Source organism: Pseudomonas sp. NPDC099000, from assembly GCF_044759925.1.
Taxonomy (GTDB): Bacteria; Pseudomonadota; Gammaproteobacteria; order Pseudomonadales; family Pseudomonadaceae; genus Aquipseudomonas.
Genome location: NZ_JBIWAF010000007.1, coordinates 245,364 through 265,712 on the forward strand (window position 1 = coordinate 245,364; position 20,349 = coordinate 265,712).

General features: G+C 61.3%; 17 protein-coding genes. 9 read left to right on the forward strand and 8 right to left on the reverse strand.

Annotation, left to right across the window (positions count from 1 at the left end):
• Positions 1–183: 183 nt before the first annotated feature.
• The 4 genes from rnc (at position 184) to pdxJ (ending at position 3,412) form a co-directional block, all read left to right on the forward strand.
• Positions 184–873, forward strand: a complete 690-nt coding sequence (gene rnc, locus ACIQV9_RS12135) for a ribonuclease III (protein WP_010463056.1) — start codon at positions 184–186, stop codon at positions 871–873.
• Positions 866–1,768 (forward strand): GTPase Era, encoded by a 903-nt coding sequence (gene era, locus ACIQV9_RS12140; RefSeq protein WP_008151577.1) that lies wholly within the window; start codon positions 866–868, stop codon positions 1,766–1,768. Before rnc ends, era begins: the two co-directional genes overlap by 8 nt.
• Positions 1,769–1,934: 166 nt before the next feature.
• Complete coding sequence (gene recO, locus ACIQV9_RS12145) at positions 1,935–2,618, forward strand: DNA repair protein RecO (protein WP_010463052.1); 684 nt, start codon at positions 1,935–1,937, stop codon at positions 2,616–2,618.
• 47 nt (positions 2,619–2,665) lie between these two features.
• Entirely contained in the window at positions 2,666–3,412 is a 747-nt protein-coding gene (gene pdxJ / locus ACIQV9_RS12150; RefSeq protein WP_403101418.1) for a pyridoxine 5'-phosphate synthase, read from the forward strand.
• A gap of 128 nt (positions 3,413–3,540) precedes the next feature.
• Here the strand turns inward: pdxJ and mltF are convergent, their stop codons facing one another.
• Positions 3,541–5,001, reverse strand: a complete 1,461-nt coding sequence (gene mltF / locus ACIQV9_RS12155; protein ID WP_403101420.1) for a membrane-bound lytic murein transglycosylase MltF — start codon at positions 4,999–5,001, stop codon at positions 3,541–3,543.
• Between the two features lie 274 nt (positions 5,002–5,275).
• Between mltF and purL the strand changes: the two genes are divergently transcribed.
• Both purL and ACIQV9_RS12165 read left to right on the forward strand, forming a co-directional pair.
• The gene (gene purL / locus ACIQV9_RS12160) at positions 5,276–9,172 is read left to right on the forward strand and encodes a phosphoribosylformylglycinamidine synthase (RefSeq protein WP_403101422.1); all 3,897 of its coding nucleotides are present in this window, start codon (positions 5,276–5,278) and stop codon (positions 9,170–9,172) included.
• 5 nt (positions 9,173–9,177) lie between these two features.
• Positions 9,178–9,489, forward strand: coding sequence for an NGG1p interacting factor NIF3 (locus tag ACIQV9_RS12165; RefSeq protein WP_403101424.1), 312 nt, complete (start codon positions 9,178–9,180; stop codon positions 9,487–9,489).
• Positions 9,490–9,680: 191 nt separating this feature from the next.
• Here ACIQV9_RS12165 and nagE read toward each other — a convergent pair whose 3' ends face one another.
• From nagE to ACIQV9_RS12200, 7 genes are all read right to left on the reverse strand, one after another.
• Positions 9,681–11,396, reverse strand: a complete 1,716-nt coding sequence (gene nagE / locus ACIQV9_RS12170; RefSeq protein WP_403101426.1) for an N-acetylglucosamine-specific PTS transporter subunit IIBC — start codon at positions 11,394–11,396, stop codon at positions 9,681–9,683.
• A 46-nt stretch (positions 11,397–11,442) separates the two neighbouring features.
• Positions 11,443–13,956 (reverse strand): phosphoenolpyruvate--protein phosphotransferase, encoded by a 2,514-nt coding sequence (ptsP, locus tag ACIQV9_RS12175; RefSeq protein ID WP_403101428.1) that lies wholly within the window; start codon positions 13,954–13,956, stop codon positions 11,443–11,445.
• Positions 13,957–14,106: 150 nt separating this feature from the next.
• The gene (locus tag ACIQV9_RS12180) at positions 14,107–15,129 is read right to left on the reverse strand and encodes an SIS domain-containing protein (protein ID WP_403101430.1); all 1,023 of its coding nucleotides are present in this window, start codon (positions 15,127–15,129) and stop codon (positions 14,107–14,109) included.
• Positions 15,110–16,216, reverse strand: a complete 1,107-nt coding sequence (nagA, locus tag ACIQV9_RS12185) for an N-acetylglucosamine-6-phosphate deacetylase (RefSeq protein ID WP_403101432.1) — start codon at positions 16,214–16,216, stop codon at positions 15,110–15,112. Before nagA ends, ACIQV9_RS12180 begins: the two co-directional genes overlap by 20 nt.
• A gap of 31 nt (positions 16,217–16,247) precedes the next feature.
• Complete coding sequence (locus ACIQV9_RS12190) at positions 16,248–16,979, reverse strand: GntR family transcriptional regulator (protein ID WP_403101434.1); 732 nt, start codon at positions 16,977–16,979, stop codon at positions 16,248–16,250.
• Positions 16,980–17,447: 468 nt separating this feature from the next.
• Entirely contained in the window at positions 17,448–17,951 is a 504-nt protein-coding gene (locus tag ACIQV9_RS12195; protein WP_403101437.1) for a murein L,D-transpeptidase family protein, read from the reverse strand.
• 69 nt (positions 17,952–18,020) lie between these two features.
• Positions 18,021–18,572, reverse strand: coding sequence for an NUDIX hydrolase (locus ACIQV9_RS12200; RefSeq protein ID WP_403101440.1), 552 nt, complete (start codon positions 18,570–18,572; stop codon positions 18,021–18,023).
• A 146-nt stretch (positions 18,573–18,718) separates the two neighbouring features.
• Between ACIQV9_RS12200 and ACIQV9_RS12205 the strand changes: the two genes are divergently transcribed.
• From ACIQV9_RS12205 to ACIQV9_RS12215, 3 genes are read left to right on the forward strand one after another with little or no spacing between them, the layout of a single operon-like run.
• Positions 18,719–19,318 carry a CoA pyrophosphatase gene (locus tag ACIQV9_RS12205; RefSeq protein ID WP_403101442.1) on the forward strand — a complete coding sequence of 200 codons (600 nt, stop codon included), beginning with the start codon at positions 18,719–18,721 and terminating at the stop codon, positions 19,316–19,318.
• A 54-nt stretch (positions 19,319–19,372) separates the two neighbouring features.
• Positions 19,373–19,897, forward strand: coding sequence for a gamma carbonic anhydrase family protein (locus ACIQV9_RS12210; RefSeq protein WP_403101445.1), 525 nt, complete (start codon positions 19,373–19,375; stop codon positions 19,895–19,897).
• The gene (locus tag ACIQV9_RS12215) at positions 19,894–20,106 is read left to right on the forward strand and encodes a DUF1289 domain-containing protein (protein ID WP_403101448.1); all 213 of its coding nucleotides are present in this window, start codon (positions 19,894–19,896) and stop codon (positions 20,104–20,106) included. The genes ACIQV9_RS12210 and ACIQV9_RS12215 overlap by 4 nt, the downstream gene beginning before the upstream one ends.
• Positions 20,107–20,349: the final 243 nt, after the last annotated feature.

Sequence of the window (20,349 nt, forward strand, 5' to 3'; positions counted from 1 at the left end):
CAAACACGGCGCTGTTGAACACAGCGCCGAATGCATTTCTGGAGTCGACACAATCGGCGCCGAAAGCATGAAAACAATGATATTCAGGACGTAATTTTTGAACACAGCGTTAATTGTCCCAAGCCTGCGCCGTCTCTCGGCCATGGCGGTGGAATCCAGCCACGAACTCAGCGTGGGTAAACCGTGAGCGTCTCCTTAAGCCGTCTAGAGCGTCAGCTCGGCTACACCTTCAAGGATCAGGAACTGATGGTCCTGGCCCTGACTCACCGCAGTTTTGCCGGGCGCAACAACGAACGCCTGGAATTCCTCGGTGATGCCATCCTCAACTTCGTCGCAGGCGAGGCGCTGTTCGATCGCTTCCCGCTGGCTCGCGAAGGCCAGTTGTCGCGTTTGCGCGCACGTCTGGTGAAAGGTGAGACGCTGGCCGTACTGGCCCGCGGTTTCGATCTGGGCGAATACCTGCGCCTGGGCTCCGGTGAGTTGAAAAGCGGCGGGTTCCGTCGCGAGTCGATTCTGGCCGATGCCCTCGAAGCGCTGATCGGTGCGATCTACCTGGACGCCGGCATGGACATGGCGCGCGAGCGCGTGCTGGCCTGGCTGGCCGGTGAGTTCGAAGGCCTGACGCTGGTCGACACCAACAAAGATCCAAAAACCCGTCTGCAGGAATTCCTGCAATCGCGTGGTTGCGAGCTGCCGCGTTACGAAGTGGTGGATATCCAGGGTGAGCCGCATTGCCGGACGTTCTTCGTCGAATGTGAAATCACCTTACTGAATGAAAAAAGCCGAGGTCAGGGTGTGAGTCGTCGTATTGCCGAACAGGTAGCGGCCGCCGCAGCACTGATTGCCCTGGGTGTGGAGAATGGCAATGACTGATTCAACTGCAACTCGCTGTGGCTATGTTGCCATCGTCGGCCGTCCCAACGTGGGCAAGTCCACGCTGCTGAACCACATCCTGGGTCAGAAACTGGCGATCACCTCGCGCAAGCCGCAAACCACCCGCCACAACATGCTGGGCATCAAGACCGAAGGCGCCGTGCAGGCGATCTACGTCGACACCCCGGGCATGCACAAGGGCGGCGAAAAGGCCCTGAACCGCTACATGAACAAGACCGCTTCGGCGGCGTTGAAAGACGTCGACGTGGTGATCTTCGTGGTGGATCGCACCAAGTGGACCGACGAAGACCAGATGGTCCTCGAACGGGTCCAGTACGTGACCGGCCCGCTGATCGTGGCGCTGAACAAGACCGATCGCATCGAAGACAAAGCTGAACTGATGCCGCACCTGACCTGGTTGCAGGAACAGCTGCCGAATGCGCAGATCATGCCGATCTCGGCCCAGCACGGGCACAACCTCGAAACGCTGGAGCGTGTGATTGCCGGCTACCTGCCGGAAAATGATCACTTCTTCCCGGAAGACCAGATCACCGATCGCAGCAGCCGCTTCCTCGCCGCAGAACTGGTGCGCGAGAAAATCATGCGTCAGATGGGTGCCGAGCTGCCGTACCAGATCACCGTCGAAATCGAAGAGTTCAAGCAGCAGGGCAAAACCCTGCACATCCATGCCTTGATTCTCGTGGAGCGTGACGGCCAGAAGAAAATCATCATTGGCGACAAGGGCGAGCGCATCAAGCGCATCGGCACCGAGGCGCGCAAGGACATGGAGTTGCTGTTCGACTCCAAGATCATGCTTAACCTGTGGGTGAAAGTGAAAGGCGGCTGGTCCGATGACGAACGCGCCTTGCGTTCGCTGGGTTACGGCGACCTGTAACACCGGATCCAGATACACCGAAGAACCCCTGTGGGAGCGAGCCTGCTCGCGATGAGGACCTGAAATTCAACATCACTGTTGACTGACAGACCGCAATCGCGAGCAGGCTCGCTCCCACATTGGTTTCTGGTTGTTTATAAGATCGCGTTTCTTCATTGAGAACTCCATGTCCCAGCCCATCGGCCAACCTGCCTACGTCCTCCACTCCCGCGCCTACCGCGAAAGCAGCGCATTGGTGGACTTCCTCACGCCGCAAGGTCGGCTGCGGGCGGTGTTGCGCAGTGCGCGGGGCAAGGCCGGGACACTGGCCCGGCCATTCGTGCCGCTGGAAGTGGAGTTTCGCGGGCGGGGTGAACTGAAGAACGTTGGGCGTATGGAAGCCGCCGGTGTTTCCACCTGGCTCAACGGTGAGGCGCTGTTCAGCGGCCTCTATCTCAACGAACTGCTGATCCGCCTGCTGCCCGCCGAAGACCCGCACCCCGGTGTATTTGATCACTACGCTGCGACGTTGCTCGCGCTGGCCGAAGGCCGACCACTGGAACCGCTGCTGCGATCCTTCGAGTGGCGCCTGCTCGACGACCTCGGTTACGGTTTCGCCCTGACCACCGACATCCACGGCGAGCCCATCGCCCCGGACGGCCTCTACCGTTTGCAAGTGGATGCTGGCCTGGAGCAGGTCTACCTGCTGCAACCCGGCCTGTTCAACGGCACCGAACTGTTGGCTATGGCTGAGGCTGACTGGACCGCGCCTGGTGCGTTGTCCGCCGCCAAGCGTCTGATGCGTCAGGCACTGGCCGTTCACTTGGGTGGTCGTCCCTTGGTCAGTCGCGAACTGTTTCGCAAGCCGTAGTCTCCCCGTATGCTGTGCGCCGAATCTTTAAATTCAGGAGCGCTTCCGTGACCACCAGCAATCGCATTCTTCTTGGCGTGAACATCGACCACGTTGCCACCCTGCGTCAGGCCCGGGGCACTCGTTACCCGGATCCGGTCAAGGCAGCACTGGACGCGGAAGAGGCGGGCGCTGACGGCATCACCGTGCACCTGCGCGAAGACCGCCGACACATCCAGGAACGCGACGTGCTGTTGCTCAAGGACGTGCTGCAAACCCGCATGAATTTCGAAATGGGCGTCACCGAAGAAATGATGGTGTTCGCCGAGCGCATCCGCCCGGCGCACATTTGCCTGGTCCCGGAAACCCGTCAGGAACTGACCACCGAAGGTGGCCTGGACGTGGCGGGGCAGGAAGCACGCATCAAGGCTGCGGTGGATCGTCTGTCAAAGATCGGCTGTGAAGTGTCGTTGTTCATCGATGCGGACGAGCGACAGATCGAAGCGTCCCGTCGTGTGGGTGCGCCGGCTATCGAATTGCACACCGGTCGTTATGCCGATGCCGAGACACCGACCGACGTGGCTGAAGAGCTCAAGCGTGTGGCGGATGGCGTAGCGTTTGGCCTGGCTCAGGGGCTGATCGTCAATGCCGGCCACGGCCTGCATTATCACAACGTTGAAGCGGTGGCCGCGATCAAGGGCATCAACGAATTGAACATCGGCCATGCGCTGGTGGCGCATGCGTTGTTTGTCGGGTTCAAGTCGGCGGTATCGGAAATGAAGGCGCTGATTCTGGCGGCTGCGTTGAAGGGCTAAGGCCGAGGCGCTGCCATCGCGGGCAAGCCACGCTCCCACAGGTACGAGTTGAGCCACAACATTGTGTTCGGCGCGGTCCTGTAGGAGCGAGGCTTGCCCGCGAAGCCGTCATTGAAAACAACACAGAGTTAAAGCTGCGGGGTTTCCTGATTCGGCTTGGTCTTGTCGACCCCCGGCACATGCAGGTTGCCTTCGGCCACCTGATTGCCCTCAAGCTGCGGCTGCGTGACCCACGTCAGGATGTCGTAGTAACGACGAATGTTCGCCACGAAGTGCACCGGCTCGCCGCCTCGGGCGTAGCCATAACGCGTCTTGCTGTACCACTTCTTCTCTGACAGCCGCGGCAGGATCTTCTTCACGTCCAGCCACTTGTCCGGGTTCAGGCCTTCTTTCACCGCCAGTTTGCGCGCGTCATCCAGGTGACCGCTGCCGACGTTGTAAGCCGCCAGGGCAAACCAGGTGCGATCCGGTTCCTGGATTGACTCGTCCAGCTGATCCTTCATGTAGGCCAGGTATTTGGCGCCGCCCATGATGCTCTGCTTGGGGTCGAGGCGATTGGACACGCCCATGGCCTGCGCCGTGTTCTGGGTCAGCATCATCAGCCCGCGCACGCCGGTCTTGGACGTGACCGCGGCTTGCCATAACGACTCCTGATAACCGACGGCCGCCAGCAGGCGCCAGTCGACTTTCTCTTTCTTGGCGTATGCCTTGAAGTGCTGCTCATACTTGGGCAGGCGTTGCTGCAAGTGCTGGGCGAAGGTGTAGGCGCCCACGTAGCCGAGGACGTCGACGTGCCCGTAGTAACGATCTTTCAGGCGTTGCAGGGTGCCGTTCTTCTTGACCTTGTCGAGGTAGGCGTTGATCTCGTTGAGCAGGCTATTGTCGTCACCCATCGCCACGGCCCAGCTTTGATCGCTGGCTTCACCGAGGTCGAAGGCGACCCGCACTTTAGGGAAATAGACCTGGTTCATCGCCACTTCGTTGGAGTCGACCAGGGTCAGGTCAATCTGGCCTTCATCGACCATGCGCAGCAGGTCGACGACTTCAACCGCGTCGGACTCTTCGTATTCAATGCCGGGGTATTTCTTTTTCAGCTCCGCCAATTGTCCGGCGTGAGTGCTGCCCTTGAGCACCATGATCTTCTTGCCGACCAGATCGCCCGCGTCGGTCGGCCGTGACTGGCCGTTGCGGTAGATGATCTGTGGGGTGACTTCCAGGTAAGAGTGGGAAAACCGCACCTGTTGTTTGCGATGCTCGCTGCTGACCAGGCCGGCAGCAGCCAACACCGGGCCGTTAGGCTTGCCCACCTGATTGAACAGGTCGTCGAGGTTGTCGGCGGTCTCGATCTTGAGTTCGACCCCCAGATCGTCGGCGAAGCGCTTCACCAGCTCGTATTCGAAGCCGGTTTCACCGTTGCGATCCTGAAAGTAGGTGGCGGGGCTGTTACGGGTGACCACCCGCAGCACGCCATCCTCCTTTACGCGCTCCAGCGTGTTGGGTTTATCAACACAGCCATTGAGCACCAGGAAGAGTCCGGTTGCGATCAGCCATTTGGCGTACCGCGGACGCAAAGCCGTTGGGGAAAACATCTGCGCAGTATACGCAAAGGACCACGACCGCCATATCTCGACAGCGAAGGGCTTGTCTGCTAGGGAGCGAAAATCCCGCGTGGAGCCCGCAGGAATGGGCCCGAACGCTAATTTGTGACATAAAAAATAACCCTCGACGCACCGCTGGATGAGCTCCAAATACCCGGCCCGACGTTCGGGTACGGCCGCGCGCACCGTTTCGGGTGATGTCGCGGGCGGTTTAGGCTAGAATGCACGGCCTCAAAGCACACCCCTTCCCGAGGCTGTCCCGAAGATGTTGATCCTGCGCGGCGCTCCTGCCCTTTCTGCCTTTCGCCACAGCAAACTCCTTGAGCAACTGAGCCAGAAGGTCCCGGCTGTCAGCGGCTTGTATGCTGAATTCGCTCACTTCGCCGAAGTTACCGGCGTCCTGACCGGCGACGAACAGCAGGTGCTCGCGCGCCTTCTGAAGTACGGCCCAAGTGTTCCGGTACAAGAGCCGACCGGTCGTCTGTTCCTGGTGTTGCCACGTTTCGGCACCATCTCGCCGTGGTCCAGCAAGGCCAGCGACATCGCTCGCAACTGCGGCCTGAGCAAGATCCAGCGCCTGGAGCGCGGCATCGCGTTCTACGTCGCCGGCCAGTTCAGCGACGCCGAAGCGCAGCTGATCTCCGATGCGCTGCACGACCGTATGACCCAGATCGTCCTCGGCAACCTTGAACAAGCCGCCGGCCTGTTCAGCCATGCCGAGCCGAAACCGCTGACCGCGATCGACGTGCTGGGTGGCGGCCGCGCCGCGTTGGAAAAAGCCAACACCGAGCTGGGCCTGGCCCTGGCCGAAGATGAGATCGACTACCTGGTCAACGCCTTCGTCGGCTTGAAGCGCAACCCCCACGACATCGAACTGATGATGTTTGCCCAGGCGAACTCCGAGCACTGCCGTCACAAGATCTTCAACGCCAGTTGGGACATCGACGGCCAGAGCCAGGAAAAAAGCCTGTTCGGCATGATCAAGAACACCTACGTGATGCACAGCGAAGGCGTTCTGTCGGCTTATAAGGACAACGCTTCGGTGATCGTCGGCAACGTCGCCGGTCGTTTCTTCCCGGACCCTGAAACCCGTCAGTACGGCGCGGTGCAGGAACCGGTGCATATCCTGATGAAAGTCGAAACTCACAACCACCCGACCGCGATTGCTCCGTTCCCGGGCGCATCCACCGGTAGTGGCGGCGAGATTCGCGATGAAGGCGCAACCGGTCGTGGTGCCAAGCCAAAGGCTGGCCTGACTGGCTTCACCGTGTCCAACCTGCAAATCCCTGGCTTCGAACAGCCGTGGGAAGTGCCGTACGGCAAGCCTGAGCGCATCGTTACCGCGCTGGACATCATGATCGAAGGCCCTCTGGGTGGCGCCGCGTTCAACAACGAATTCGGTCGTCCAGCCCTGACCGGTTACTTCCGTACCTTCGAACAGTCGATCACCACCCCGCGTGGCGACGAAGTTCGCGGTTACCACAAGCCGATCATGCTGGCCGGCGGTATGGGTAACATCCGTGCCGAACACGTACAGAAAGGCGAGATCACCGTTGGCTCCAAGCTGATCGTCCTCGGCGGCCCGGCCATGTTGATCGGCCTGGGCGGCGGTGCGGCTTCCTCCATGGCTACCGGCACCAGCTCGGCCGACCTGGACTTCGCTTCGGTACAGCGCGAAAACCCGGAAATGGAACGTCGCTGCCAGGAAGTCATCGACCGTTGCTGGCAGTTGGGTGAACACAACCCGATCAGCTTCATCCACGACGTCGGCGCGGGCGGTCTGTCCAACGCCTTCCCGGAACTGGTCAACGATGGCAACCGTGGCGGTCGCTTCGAGCTGCGCAACATTCCAAACGACGAGCCGGGCATGGCCCCGCATGAAATCTGGAGTAACGAATCCCAGGAACGCTACGTTCTGGCGGTCGGCCCGGAAGACTTCGAACGCTTCCAGGCGATCTGCGAACGTGAGCGTTGCCCGTTTGCCGTCGTCGGCGAAGCCACTGCCGAGCCGCAACTGACCGTCACCGACAGCCACTTCGGCAACAGCCCGGTGGACATGCCGCTGGAAGTGCTGCTGGGCAAAGCCCCGCGCATGCACCGTTCGGCCGTTCGCGAAAACGAACTGGGCGACGATTTCGATCCGTCGACTCTGGAGATTGCAGACTGCGTCGAACGCGTTCTGCATCACCCGGCCGTGGCGAGCAAAAGCTTCCTGATCACCATCGGCGACCGCACCATCACCGGCCTCGTTGCCCGTGATCAGATGGTCGGCCCGTGGCAGGTTCCGGTGGCCGACGTTGCCGTCACCGCCACCAGCTTCGACGTGTACACCGGTGAAGCCATGGCCATGGGCGAGCGCACTCCGCTGGCACTGCTGGACGCTCCGGCGTCGGGCCGCATGGCCATCGGCGAAACCCTGACCAACATCGCGGCTTCGCGCATCAACAAGATCTCCGACATCAAACTGTCGGCCAACTGGATGTCCGCAGCCGGTCACCCCGGCGAAGACGCGCGTCTGTACGACACCGTGAAAGCGGTCGGCATGGAATTGTGCCCGGACCTGGGCATTACCATTCCGGTGGGCAAGGACTCCATGTCCATGGCCACGCGCTGGAACGACGAAGGCGTCGACAAGACCGTGACCTCGCCGATGTCCCTGATCGTGACCGGTTTCGCGCCAGTGGCTGACATCCGTCAGACCCTGACGCCGGAACTGCGCATGGACAAGGGCACCACTGACCTGATCCTGATCGATCTGGGCCGCGGCCAAAACCGCATGGGCGCCTCGATCCTGGCCCAGGTTCACGGCAAGCTCGGCTCGCAAGCGCCAGACGTCGACGATGCCGAAGACCTCAAAGCCTTCTTCGCCGTGATCCAGGGCCTCAACGCCGACGGTCACCTGCTGGCCTACCACGACCGTTCCGACGGTGGTCTGCTGACCAGCGTGGTGGAAATGGCATTTGCCGGCCACTGCGGCCTGAGCCTGAACCTCGACGGTCTGGCAGAAACTTCCGCCGACATCGCCGCGATCCTGTTCAACGAAGAACTGGGCGCTGTGATCCAGGTTCGCCAAGATGCTACTCCAGACATCCTCGCGCAGTTCAGCGCGGCTGGCCTTGGCGACTGCGTGTCGGTGATCGGTCAGCCAATGAACAACGGCGAGATCAGCATCACTTTCAACGGCGACACCGTCTTCGAAGGTCAGCGTCGTCTGCTGCAACGTCAGTGGGCTGAAACCAGCTACCAGATCCAGCGCCTGCGTGATAACGCCGACTGCGCCGAACAAGAATTCGACGTGCTGCTGGAAGAAGACAACCCGGGCCTGAGCGTCAAGCTGAGCTACGACGTCAACCAGGACGTCGCCGCGCCTTACATCAAGAAAGGCATCCGCCCACAGGTTGCCGTGCTGCGTGAGCAGGGCGTCAACGGTCAGGTGGAAATGGCGGCCGCGTTCGACCGCGCCGGTTTCAACGCGATCGACGTGCACATGAGCGACATTCTGGCCGGCCGTGTCGACTTGAACGAGTTCAAAGGTCTGGTCGCTTGCGGTGGTTTCTCCTACGGCGACGTACTGGGTGCCGGCGAAGGCTGGGCCAAGTCCGCGCTGTTCAACAGCCGCGCTCGCGATGCGTTCCAGGGCTTCTTCGAACGTAACGACAGCTTCACCCTCGGCGTGTGCAACGGTTGCCAGATGATGTCCAACCTGCACGAGCTGATCCCGGGCAGCGAGTTCTGGCCGCACTTTGTGCGTAACCGTTCCGAGCAGTTCGAAGCGCGTGTGGCGATGGTTCAGGTCCAGGAATCGAACTCGATCTTCCTGCAAGGCATGGCCGGTTCGCGCATGCCGATCGCTATTGCTCACGGTGAAGGTCATGCCGAGTTCGCCAGCGAAGAAGCGTTGCTGGAAGCCGATCTGTCGGGTTGCGTGGCGATGCGTTTCGTCGACAACCACGGCAAGGTCACCGAAAACTACCCGGCCAACCCGAACGGCTCGCCGCGCGGGATCACCGGTTTGACCAGCCGCGACGGTCGCGTAACGATCATGATGCCGCACCCGGAGCGTGTGTTCCGCGCGGTGCAGAACTCGTGGCGTTCGGAAGACTGGAACGAAGACGCACCTTGGATGCGTATGTTCCGTAACGCGCGCGTCTGGGTTAACTAAGCGCCGTGTACAAGCTCAGCTTTTTTGTTCCGGCCAGTCATGTGGAGCAGGTCAAAAGTGCCGTATTCGCTGCGGGTGGTGGGCGGATCGGTGCTTACGACCATTGCGCGTGGCAAGTACTCGGCCTCGGCCAGTTTCGCCCGTTGGACGGCAGTAAGCCGTTCATTGGTGAAGCGGGGCAGGTCGAGCAGGTCGAGGAATGGAAGGTTGAGCTGGTGGTGGCGGATGAATTGATCGTGGCCGTGGTGGCTGCGCTGAAGCTCAGCCATCCCTATGAGACGCCGGCTTATGAAGTATGGCGGTTGGAGGATTTCTGATCTTCCGGTGCTGAAATGAGAAACCCGCTGATGAAGATCTGCGGGTTTTTTATTGCCTGAAATGATCGTTCCCACGCTCTGCGTGGGAATGCATCCCCGTGACGCTCTGCGTCACATTCTGAAGCGGAACGCGGAGCGTCCCTGGCGGCATTCCCACGCAGAGCGTGGGAACGATCGGAAACCCTGTAGGTTTAAACCTTGGCACTCACCTCACTGCGATTCACCAACGCCTCCAGCGCATCACTCAAACTCGATGCCTTGTCGCCAATCAGCAGATGCCAAACCCCACCGTCCAACTGACTGACACCCTGGCAACCCAACGCCTTCAAATCACACTCCGACAACGCCTTACCATCCGCCAGTTGCAGCCGGATCCGGGTCATTGCGATGCAGTCCATCTGCAACACGTTCTCGCCGCCACCCAAGGCATTCAGCCATTGCTGCGCTTCTGATTTCGCCACTGCCACAGGTTTCGGTGCATCGATCACCGCGGGAGGAGAGGACACAAGCGCGCGACCCAACGCCGGCATCGCCAAGCGAATCTCATCGGCAATGCTGTCCGCCATCGGCCCGACCACTACCTGCAAACTTCCACCCTTGCCCGGACGCACAACCGCCATCGCCCCCAGCGCTTTCAACTCTGCGTCGTTTACCTTGTTGCGATCCACCATGTCCAGCCGCAACCGTGTCGTACACGCCCCGACGGTAATTAGATTCTGCGCCCCACCCAGCGCCTTGATGTACGCCCCAGCGCGTTCATTCTCGGTGACCACCACCTTCTCACCCGCCGGCACTTCTTCACGTCCCGGTGTCTTGAGGTTGAAGCGGCGGATGCAGAAATCAAACACCGCGTAGTAGATCACCGCATACGCCAACCCCACCGGCACCACCCGCCAGCCGTTGGTGGATTCACCCCAGCCGAGCACCATGTCGATGAAGCCGCCGGAGAAGGTGAAACCCAGATGGATGTTCAGCGCATTGGTGATTGCCATCGACAACCCCGTCAGCAGCGCATGGAGCAAAAAGAGGAACGGTGCGAGGAACATGAACGCAAATTCGATGGGCTCGGTGACGCCGGTCAGGAAGGAAGTCAGCGCCATGGACAGGAAGATTCCGCCCATGACCTTGCGGCGTTCCGGCAGGGCGTTGCGGTACATCGCCAGGCACGCGGCGGGCAGGCCGAAGATCATCACCGGGAACATGCCAGTCATGAACTGGCCGCCCTTCGGGTCACCGGCGAAGTAGCGCGACAGGTCGCCGGTGACCATGGCGCCGGTGGTCGGGTCGGTGAAGTTGCCGAAGACGAACCACGCCATGTTGTTGAGGATGTGGTGCAGGCCGGTGACGATCAGCAGGCGGTTGAACACGCCGAAGACGAAGGCGCCGATGCTGCCGCTCTCCATCATCAATGTGCCGAAACCGTTGATGCCGTGCTGGATCGGCGGCCAGATCAAACCAAACACCACGCCCAGACCGACGGCGGCGAAGCCGGTGACGATCGGCACGAAACGCCGGCCACCGAAGAACGCCAGGTACTCCGGCAGCTTGATGTCCTTGAAGCGGTTGTACAGCGCGCCGGCCATCAGACCGCTGACGATCCCGGCGAGCATGCCCATGTTGATGCTCGCATCGAGCACCTTGAGCGTGGAGATCATCACCAGGTAGCCAATCACCCCGGCCAGCCCTGCGGTGCCGTTGTTGTCCTTGGCGAACCCGACTGCGATGCCGATGGCGAAGATCATCGCCAGGTTGGCGAAGATCACTTGGCCGGCGTCATGGATGATCGCGATGTTCAACAGGTCGGTGTCGCCCAGACGAAGCAACAGGCCGGCAATCGGCAGGATCGCGATCGGCAGCATCAGCGCGCGGCCGAGGCGCTGCAGGCCTTCGATGAAGTATTGGTACATGGCGGATCTCCCTGTGTTCTTTTTGTTTTAGAGCTGTAGTTGTTGTTCAGCTCAGAGGCCATTGCTGGTGACAGGCGTGACGCACCGCGCCCGCGCTGCTCAGCTTGAGCAGGTCGTGGCTGATGCGTCGGCATTCGGCCGCGTCGAGGTGGCGCACGCGGTCCTTGATTTCGCCGATCTGCACCGGGCTGACCGACAGCTCGCTGACGCCCAGGCCGATCAGCACCGGAGTGGCCAGCGGGTCGGAGGCGAGTGCGCCGCAGACGCCGACCCAACGGTTATGCACCGCCGCACCGGCGCAGGTTTGGGCGATCAGCCGCAGCAGCGCCGGGTGCATCGCGTCGACTCTCGAGGCGAGACCCGCATGGTCGCGGTCCATGGCCAGGGTGTATTGCGACAAGTCGTTGGTGCCGATGGACAGGAAGTCCGCGTGTTCGGCCAGTTGCTCGGCCAGCAGCGCGGCGGCCGGGACTTCGATCATCACGCCCAACTCCGGGCGCTGGGTCAGTTCCAGTTCAATGCACAAGGCATCGAGGCGCTGGCGGATGTGCAGCAACTCATCGACCTCGGTCACCATCGGCAACAGGATCCGGCAGCGTGACAACGGGCTGACGTGCAACAGCGCGCGCAGTTGCTGGTCGAGCAATTCCGGCCGCACCTGAGCCAGGCGAATGCCGCGCAAGCCGAGCACCGGATTGGCTTCGACCGGTAACGGCAGGTAATCGAGTTGCTTGTCGCCGCCGACGTCGATGGTGCGGATGATCACCGACTTGTCACCCATGGCGTCGAGCACGGCTTGATAGGCGAGGCGCTGTTCCTGTTCGTCCGGCGCGGTGTTGCGGTCGACAAACAGAAACTCGGTGCGCAGCAGGCCGACGCCATCGGCGCCATTGGCCAGCGCGTCGGCCGCTTCAGCGCTGGAGGCGACATTGGCAGCGACTTCGATGTGCACGCCATCGAGTGTCTGTGCCGAGGTGTGTGCCTGAGACTGTTGAAGCGCGCGGCGTTCTTGATGATCGAGTTGAGCCTGATGCACCTCGGCAAGGCGTTCAGCAGTCGGTTTCAATTCGAGACGGCCACCATCGGCATCCAGCACCACCGCATGGCCTTGCGGCTGATCCAGAAGCGCCGAACCCAATGCAACCAGACAAGGCAAGCCTTTGCCGCGAGCCAGAATGGCGACGTGGGAAGTCGCGCCGCCCTCGGCCATGCACAACCCGGCGACCCCTTGCTCGCTCAGTTGCAGCAAGTCCGAGGGCGTCAGTTCATGAGCGGCGACGATGGCGCCGGCCGGCACGTCGTAATGCCAGGCTTCGCCGAGCAAGGCACGCAGCACCCGTTGCTTGAGGTCGCGCAGATCGTTGGCGCGTTCGGCCAGCAACGCGCTACCGAGTTGTTGAAGGACGTCGCACTGCGCGTCGATCGATTGGCTCCAGGCGTGCGTCGCGGCCATGCCTTGTACGATGCAGGCGTTGGCCGCGTCCAGCAGCGCCGGGTCTTCGAGCAAGGCGAGGTGCGCGGCGAAGATCGCTTCTTCGTCAGTGTTTTTGTGTTTCCTCGCCTGGGCCAGGGTGTGGTCGATTTCGCCGCGCACAACGGTCAGCGCGGTATCGAGTGCGTGCAATTGTTGCTCGGGATCGTGGCGGCCGGCATCCACCGGCAGGCTGATGGCGTTCAAGCGAAACAACGACCCACAGACCAGACCGGGCGCGGCGCACACACCGTGCAGTACGCCGGCTTCGGCCGCCCGATGGCGCCGGGTCATCGGCGGCGCGGCGGCATGGCTGTCTTCGGCCAGCGCGGTGGACAGGGCGATCAGCAACGCTTGCAACGCCGCTTCGGCATCCGGACCCTGGCAGCTGACCTGAACCTCATCCTGCTCGCCGACGGCCAGGCTCATCAGCCCGATCAAGCTGTCGCAGGTCGCCGATTTTCCGGCGAAATGCAGCTGCGATTTGCTCTTGAACCCTTGCGCGGTCTGACGAATCAGCGCGGCCGGGCGAGCGTGCAGACCGCCACGATGAGCGATGCGCACATGGCCGAAATGCGCTTCACCCGAAAGGTCCACCTCTGCCTGGGCGCCCGGCGCCGCTCGACGAATGATGTGCAGCAGCGGGTCGCCGACTTTTACCGATTTCAGTGTGATGGGCCGCGCCTGAAACTCTTGGCTGTTGGTCAGGATCATCAGGCTGACCAGGCTTTTGCACTGCTGCGCGACCTTGTCCAGGTCGAAGCGCAACAGCGGTTGGCCGTTGCTGACGCGCGCGCCTTCCTTGACCAGCATCGAGAAGCCTTCGCCCTGCAACTCGACGGTGTCGAGGCCCAGGTGCAAGAGCAATTCCGCGCCGTTGTCGGCACGCAAGGTGACGGCGTGACCGCTGCGGGCAACGTGCACCACCACGCCAGCGCACGGGGCGTGAAGGGTGTCGTTCAGTGGGTCGATGGCGATCCCGTCGCCCATCGCGCCGCTGGCGAACACCGGGTCCGGGACTTTGGCGAGCGTGAGCACCGGACCGCTGAGCGGGGCGCTGAGGGTCAGCTCTTTATTGTTGTTATGCATGGCTCGGTCTCATCAGTAAAAACGACGGTTCGGATCAGATCGCCTGTAGCAGCTGTCGAGTGAAACGAGGCTGCGATCTTTTCAACGCAGAATCAAAAGATCGCAGCCTCGCTTCACTCGACAGCTGCTACAGAGTTATTCCTATTAGGCTCAGTGGGTTCGTGTGACTTTGCTGAGGTGCCGGGGCTGGTCCGGGTCCATGCCACGGGCCACGGCCAAACCGGCGGCCATGACGTAGAAACTCTGGATCGCCAGAATCGGATCAAGGGCCGGGTGCTCGGCGCGGGTCAGCGTGAGGTCACGTTCGGCAATATCATCCGGTGCCGCCAGCAGAACGCGAGCGCCGCGCTGGCGCATGTCCGCGGCAAGACTCAGCAAACCGGCCTGCTCGGCACCGCGTGGTGCAAAAATCAGCAGCGGATAATTCTCATCGATCAGCGCCATCGGGCCGTGACGGACTTCGGCGCTGCTGAAGGCTTCGGCCTGAATCGCCGAGGTCTCCTTGAACTTGAGCGCCGCTTCCTGAGCGATGGCAAAACCGGCGCCACGGCCGATCACCATCAAACGCTGGCAATCGCGCAGGGCGTCGATGGCCAGGCGCCAATCCTGTTGCGCCGCTTCGCGCAGACCTTCCGGCAAGGCGTTGCCGGCTTCGAGCAATTCCACGTCTTCTTTCCAGTGGGCGATCAGACGGGCGCTGGCGCTGAGGGTGGCGATAAAACTCTTGGTGGCTGCGACGCTGCTTTCAGTGCCGGCGCACAGCGGCAGGCTGAATTCGCAGGCGGCTTCCAGTGGCGAACTTTCAGCGTTGACCATCGAAATGCTCAGGGCGCCGCGCTTGCGCAACAGACGCAGGCTGTTCACCAGGTCCGGACTTTGCCCCGATTGCGAAAACGCAAACGCCACCTGGCCGCTGACCTTCAATGGTGCTTGCAGCATGGTCACCACCGACATCGGCAACGACGCCACCGGGAAGCCCAGTTGCTGCATGGTCAGGTAGGCGAAGTAACTGGCAGCGTGGTCTGAACTGCCGCGGGCGACGGTCATCACGACTTGCGGCGGCTGACGGCGCAGGCGCCCGGCGATCTCGATCATCTGCGGGTCGAGTTGCTGCAGTTGGGCTTGCACGGCCTCGAACGAGGACAGCGCCTCTTCAAGCATTTTTGAAGTCAATGTCTTCTCCTTCGACCATGACGGCGGTGAGTGTGAGTGATCGATCCAGCCGCACGCAGTCGGCCCAGCTGCCGGGTTGCAGGCGGCCGCGTTCTTCAAGTCCGAGGTAGTCGGCGGGAAATTCCGAAAGACGTTGCGACGCCTCGGCGATCGGCAAACCGATCTTCACCAGATTGCGCAGCGCCTGATCCATGGTCAGCGTGCTACCGGCCAGGGTGCCGTCGGGCAAGCGCACGCCGCCCAGGCACTTGGTGACCGTGTGGCTGCCGAGCTTGTATTCACCGTCCGGCATGCCGGCGGCGGCGGTGGAGTCGGTGACGCAATACAGGCACGGGATCGCGCGCAAGGCCACCCGCATGGCGCCGGGGTGAACGTGCAGCAAATCCGGAATCAGCTCGGCGTATTTGGCGTGCGCCAGTGCCGCGCCGACGATGCCCGGCTCGCGGTGATGCAGCGGGCTCATGGCGTTGTAGAGGTGAGTGAAACTGCTGGCACCCGCCGCCAGCGCGGCGACGCCTTCCTCATAACTGCCGAGAGTGTGGCCGATCTGCATGCGGATACCGCGCGCACTGAGGGTGCGGATCAAGGCATCGTGGCCAGCGATTTCCGGGGCGATGGTGATCACCCGGATCGGTGCCAGCGCCAGGTATTCCTCGACTTCGGCCATCAATGCGGTGTGGGCGAAGTTCGGCTGGGCACCGAGTTTGCCGGGGTTGATGTACGGGCCTTCCAGGTGCACGCCGAGCACCCGGGCGCAGCCTGTTGGCCGCTGCTCGCAGAACTCGCCGACGGCTTTGAGCACGCTGGAAATCTCTGCCGGCGGCGCAGTCATGGTGGTTGCCAGCAGCGACGTGGTGCCGAAACGCACGTGGGTCTTGCTGATGGTTTCGAAGGCGGTTGCGCCTTCCATGATGTCTTTGCCGCCGCCTCCGTGAACGTGCAGGTCGATGAAGCCGGGCAGCAGATAGGGCAAGTCGTTGGCAGCCGGATCGCACGGCACGCCTTCGATGGACACGACCTTGCCGTGTTCGTGAATCAGCCGGCCGCGAACCCAGCCGTGGGCGGTGAGGATGTTGTCTTCGGACATGATCGGTTCTCGGTTTTAGCGGCGAAGCTCTTTATCTACGCAGCTCTGCGACAAAGTCGTAGTAGTCGTTGCGGCAGTAGGTGTCGGTGACTTCGATCGGTGTGTTGTCTTCCAGATAGCCGACCCGGGTCATCAGCAGCATGGCGGTGCCGGGGGCGATGCCGACGAGGGTGGCGAATTCGTCCGAGGCGTTGATCGCCTGGATGTGCTGCAGCGCGCGGACGATCGGTTTGCCGATGCCGTCGAGGTATTCGTAGAGGGAATCGCCCACCGCCTGTGGCTTGGGGATGATCGAGGCGGGCAGGGTGCTCATCTCGATCGCCATCACCGTGTCGTCGGCTTTGCGCAGGCGTTTGAGCCGCGCGACTTTGTCGTTGGGCGAGAGGCCGAGGCGGATCAGTTCTTCGTGGGTCGGCGGGGTGATCTCGCGTTCCAGCCATTGCGAGCCGGGCACGAAGCCCTTGAGGCGCAGCATTTCGCTGAAACCCGAGAGGCGCGACAGCGGTTGTTCCAGGCGTGGCGTGATGAATGTGCCGGAACCTTGGTTGCGGCGGATCAGGCCTTGCTCGAACAACACTTCCAGTGCCTTGCGGGCGGTGACGCGGGAGATGCCCAGCAGCTCGCTGAGGTTGCGCTCCGAAGGCATGGCCTGCTCGGCTTTCCATTGGCCGGCATGGATCGCCGCTTCCAGATTGCGCGCCAGTTGCAGGTACAGCGGCGTGGGCTGGGTGTCGTCAGGGCGTAGGGCCTGGAGGTCATTCATATCAGGGATGTCCGATGCGGATATTGGAGTGTTGTGTTCCGCGAATGGCCGAAAATTAATACCACTTGAATACCATGTCAATGCCAGTACTTTGCCATTGGCGTCGGAAAGCCTGCCCTGTTGAGTGCGGGAAATTTGGTTTGGTATTAAGTGGTATTAGAGGTGGGGGTTTTGAACGCAAAGATCGCAGCCTGCGGTAACGCTTGCCCGGGTGATTGGTATCTTCCCGGCAGTCATTACCGCAGGCTGCGATCTTTTGAATTTATTTTTCGAGGAGCGACCGAAGGTAGCCGTCAAAAGGAGAAGTTGCGACTGGCGCGGTTCATTGTGGCGAGGGGATTTATGATCGTTCCCACGCTCTGCGTGGGAATGCCTCAACGGACGCTCCGCGTTCGGCTTTGGAAGGGGACGCAGAGCGTCCCGGGCTGCATCCCCACGCTGAGCGTGGGAACGATCATAGGAGGGGCGTTACGGGCGAATCTCGATCATCGTGCCATCCGGCACCAGCCCCCAGACCTCGCGCATGTCCATATTGCGCATGGCAATGCAGCCGTCGGTCCAGTCCAGGGTGTGGAACAGGTCTTCCGGGTTTTCTTCGGTGTCCGGTGTGCCGTGGATCATGATCATGCCGCCAGGCTCGACGCCTTCACGCCGGGCGCGGGCAGAGTCGCTGATGTTCGGGTAGGAGATGTGCATCGACAAATTGAATTTATCGCTGACCTTGCGCCAGTCCAGCCAATAGAAACCCTCAGGCGTGCGCTTGTCGCCTTCCATCAGCTTCGGCCCCTTGGGACGTTTGCCCAGGGATATGCGATAGGTCTTGAGCGGCTTGCCGTCATTGATCAATTGCAATTGATGGGCGGACTTGAGCACCAGAACTTTTTCGATGACTTTGCCGTTCAGGGTTTCCGCAACGGAAGCCTGTGACATGGCGACGAACGACAAGCAAAACACGGCAAGCAACCAGCGCATTGAAACGATATCCCTGAAAGGTGTCGCGACTATTTAGTTAGTTATAGGTGATTTTGGAGCCAGGAGCTTTTAGGTGATGGCAGGCTGGACAAGCGGCGGGATCGACTCGGACCGCACGGGGTAGACCTCGGTCCGCCGGTCAGCGAAGAAGTATTCTAAGGTACGGCCCACCGTGCGGAAAGCCAACTCGGACCACGGGATGTCGGCTTCGTCGAAAAGCTGCACTTCGAGGCTCTCGGGGCCGGCGGAAAAATCCAGGTCCACCAGCTCTGCGCGAAAGAACACATGCACCTGACTGATGTGTGGCACGTCGATCAACGTATAGATGCTCAGGTTGCGCACCCGCGCGCAGGCTTCCTCTGCGGTCTCGCGAATGGCCGCCTGCTCGATGGTTTCACCGTTCTCCATGAAGCCGGCGGGCAGGGTCCAGTAACCGAGCCGAGGCTCGATGGCGCGACGGCACAGCAACACTTTCGAGCCCCAGGTCGCCACGCAGCCGGCGACGATATTGGGGTTCTGGTAGTGAATCGCCTGACAGCTGTCACAGACGAAACGCAGGCGCGAATCGCCTTCGGGGATGCGCTGGGTGACCGGGTTGCCGCACTGACTGCAAAATTTCATGCTGGGGTTCCTGAATGCTGCGCCTATCTTGGCGTGCGGCGGTGCCTGTCGGCAAGTTGTCGTTTAGCGACATGCAGTGGTTATGGGGTTGGGTGGCCGGTTCGATTGGTGCATGATGCGAGGTAGAGAACAAATCGAGAAGACTCATGCTGGACGAGCTACTCCACCGGGTTAGCAACCACACGCCGCGTACCCTGGAAACCGATCGACGTTTCCCTGAAGCCGCGGTATTGGTGCCCATCACCCGCAGTGACGAACCGGAACTGGTTCTGACCCTGCGCGCCAGCGGGCTCTCGACCCATGGCGGAGAAGTCGCCTTTCCCGGCGGGCGGCGCGACCCCGAAGACCCGGACCTGATTTTCACCGCGCTACGGGAGGCCGAAGAAGAAATCGGCTTGCCACCGGGGCTGGTCGAAGTGATCGGCCCGCTGAGCCCATTGATCTCCCTGCACGGCATCAAGGTCACGCCTTATGTCGGGGTGATTCCGGATTTTGTCGAATACCTGGCCAACGATGCCGAGATCGCGGCCGTGTTCAGCGTGCCTCTGGAGTTTTTCCGTGAGGATCCTCGGGAACACACCCACCGCATCGATTATCAGGGGCGCAGTTGGTACGTGCCGAGTTATCGTTACGGCGAGTATAAAATCTGGGGCCTGACGGCGATCATGATTGTCGAGTTGATCAACCTGCTCTATGACGCCGACATCAGCCTTCACCATCCGCCCAAAAGCTTTATCAATACTTGAAGCCATCGTTCGTATGGCGTGAAACGCGGCTGCCTGAGCCTTGAGGACAACAAGATGAAATATCGCCTGGGCGATGCCTGCGTCGAAACCCATCCGCAGAGCTGGGTCGCACCCAATGCCGTGCTGGTGGGCAAGGTCAAACTGGAAGAGGGCGCCAACGTCTGGTTCAACGCCGTGTTGCGGGGCGACAACGAATTGATCCTGATCGGCAAGAACAGCAACGTCCAGGACGGCACGGTGATGCACACCGACATGGGCTACCCGCTGACCATCGGCACCGGCGTGACCATCGGCCACAACGCCATGCTTCACGGCTGCATCGTGGGCGATTACAGCCTGATCGGTATCAACGCAGTGATCCTAAACGGCGCGAAAATCGGCAAGAACTGCATCATCGGCGCCAACTCGCTGATCGGTGAGGGCAAGGAGATTCCCGACGGTTCGCTGGTCATGGGCTCGCCGGGCAAGGTGGTGCGTGAGCTGACCGAGCCGCAAAAGAAGATGCTGGAGGCCAGCGCTGCGCACTATGTGCACAATTCGCAGCGTTATGCCCGCGATCTGGCTGAGCAGGAAGAATGAACACCGAACGGCCGGTGCTATCGCCGTGCGTGAACATCTGTGCGCTGGACGAGGATGATATCTGCACCGGATGTCAGCGCACGGTCGAAGAGATCACGCGCTGGAGCCGGATGGACAACGAAGAGCGCCGCAAGGTGTTGGGGTTGTGTCATGAGCGGGCGAAATCGAGCGGGTTGCTCTGGATGTTGCCTTCCAAATCCGACTCCTGAGCCTTGTGAGTTTCTCTGGTCGACGAGGTCCCCTGTAGCGAGGGGGCTTGTCGGAACGCCGCATCGCCCCGTTCGGCTGCGCAGCAGTCGTGAAATCAGCAGTCTCGGTGTATCAGGCCGAATGCGATTACAGGTTTTGGCACTGCTTCGCAGCGCAACGGGGACAAGCCCCCTCGCCACAGGTCATTTGTGAGCTCAAGATAAAGTACCCTATGCGCCAAATTGACAGGTATCCCGCCACCT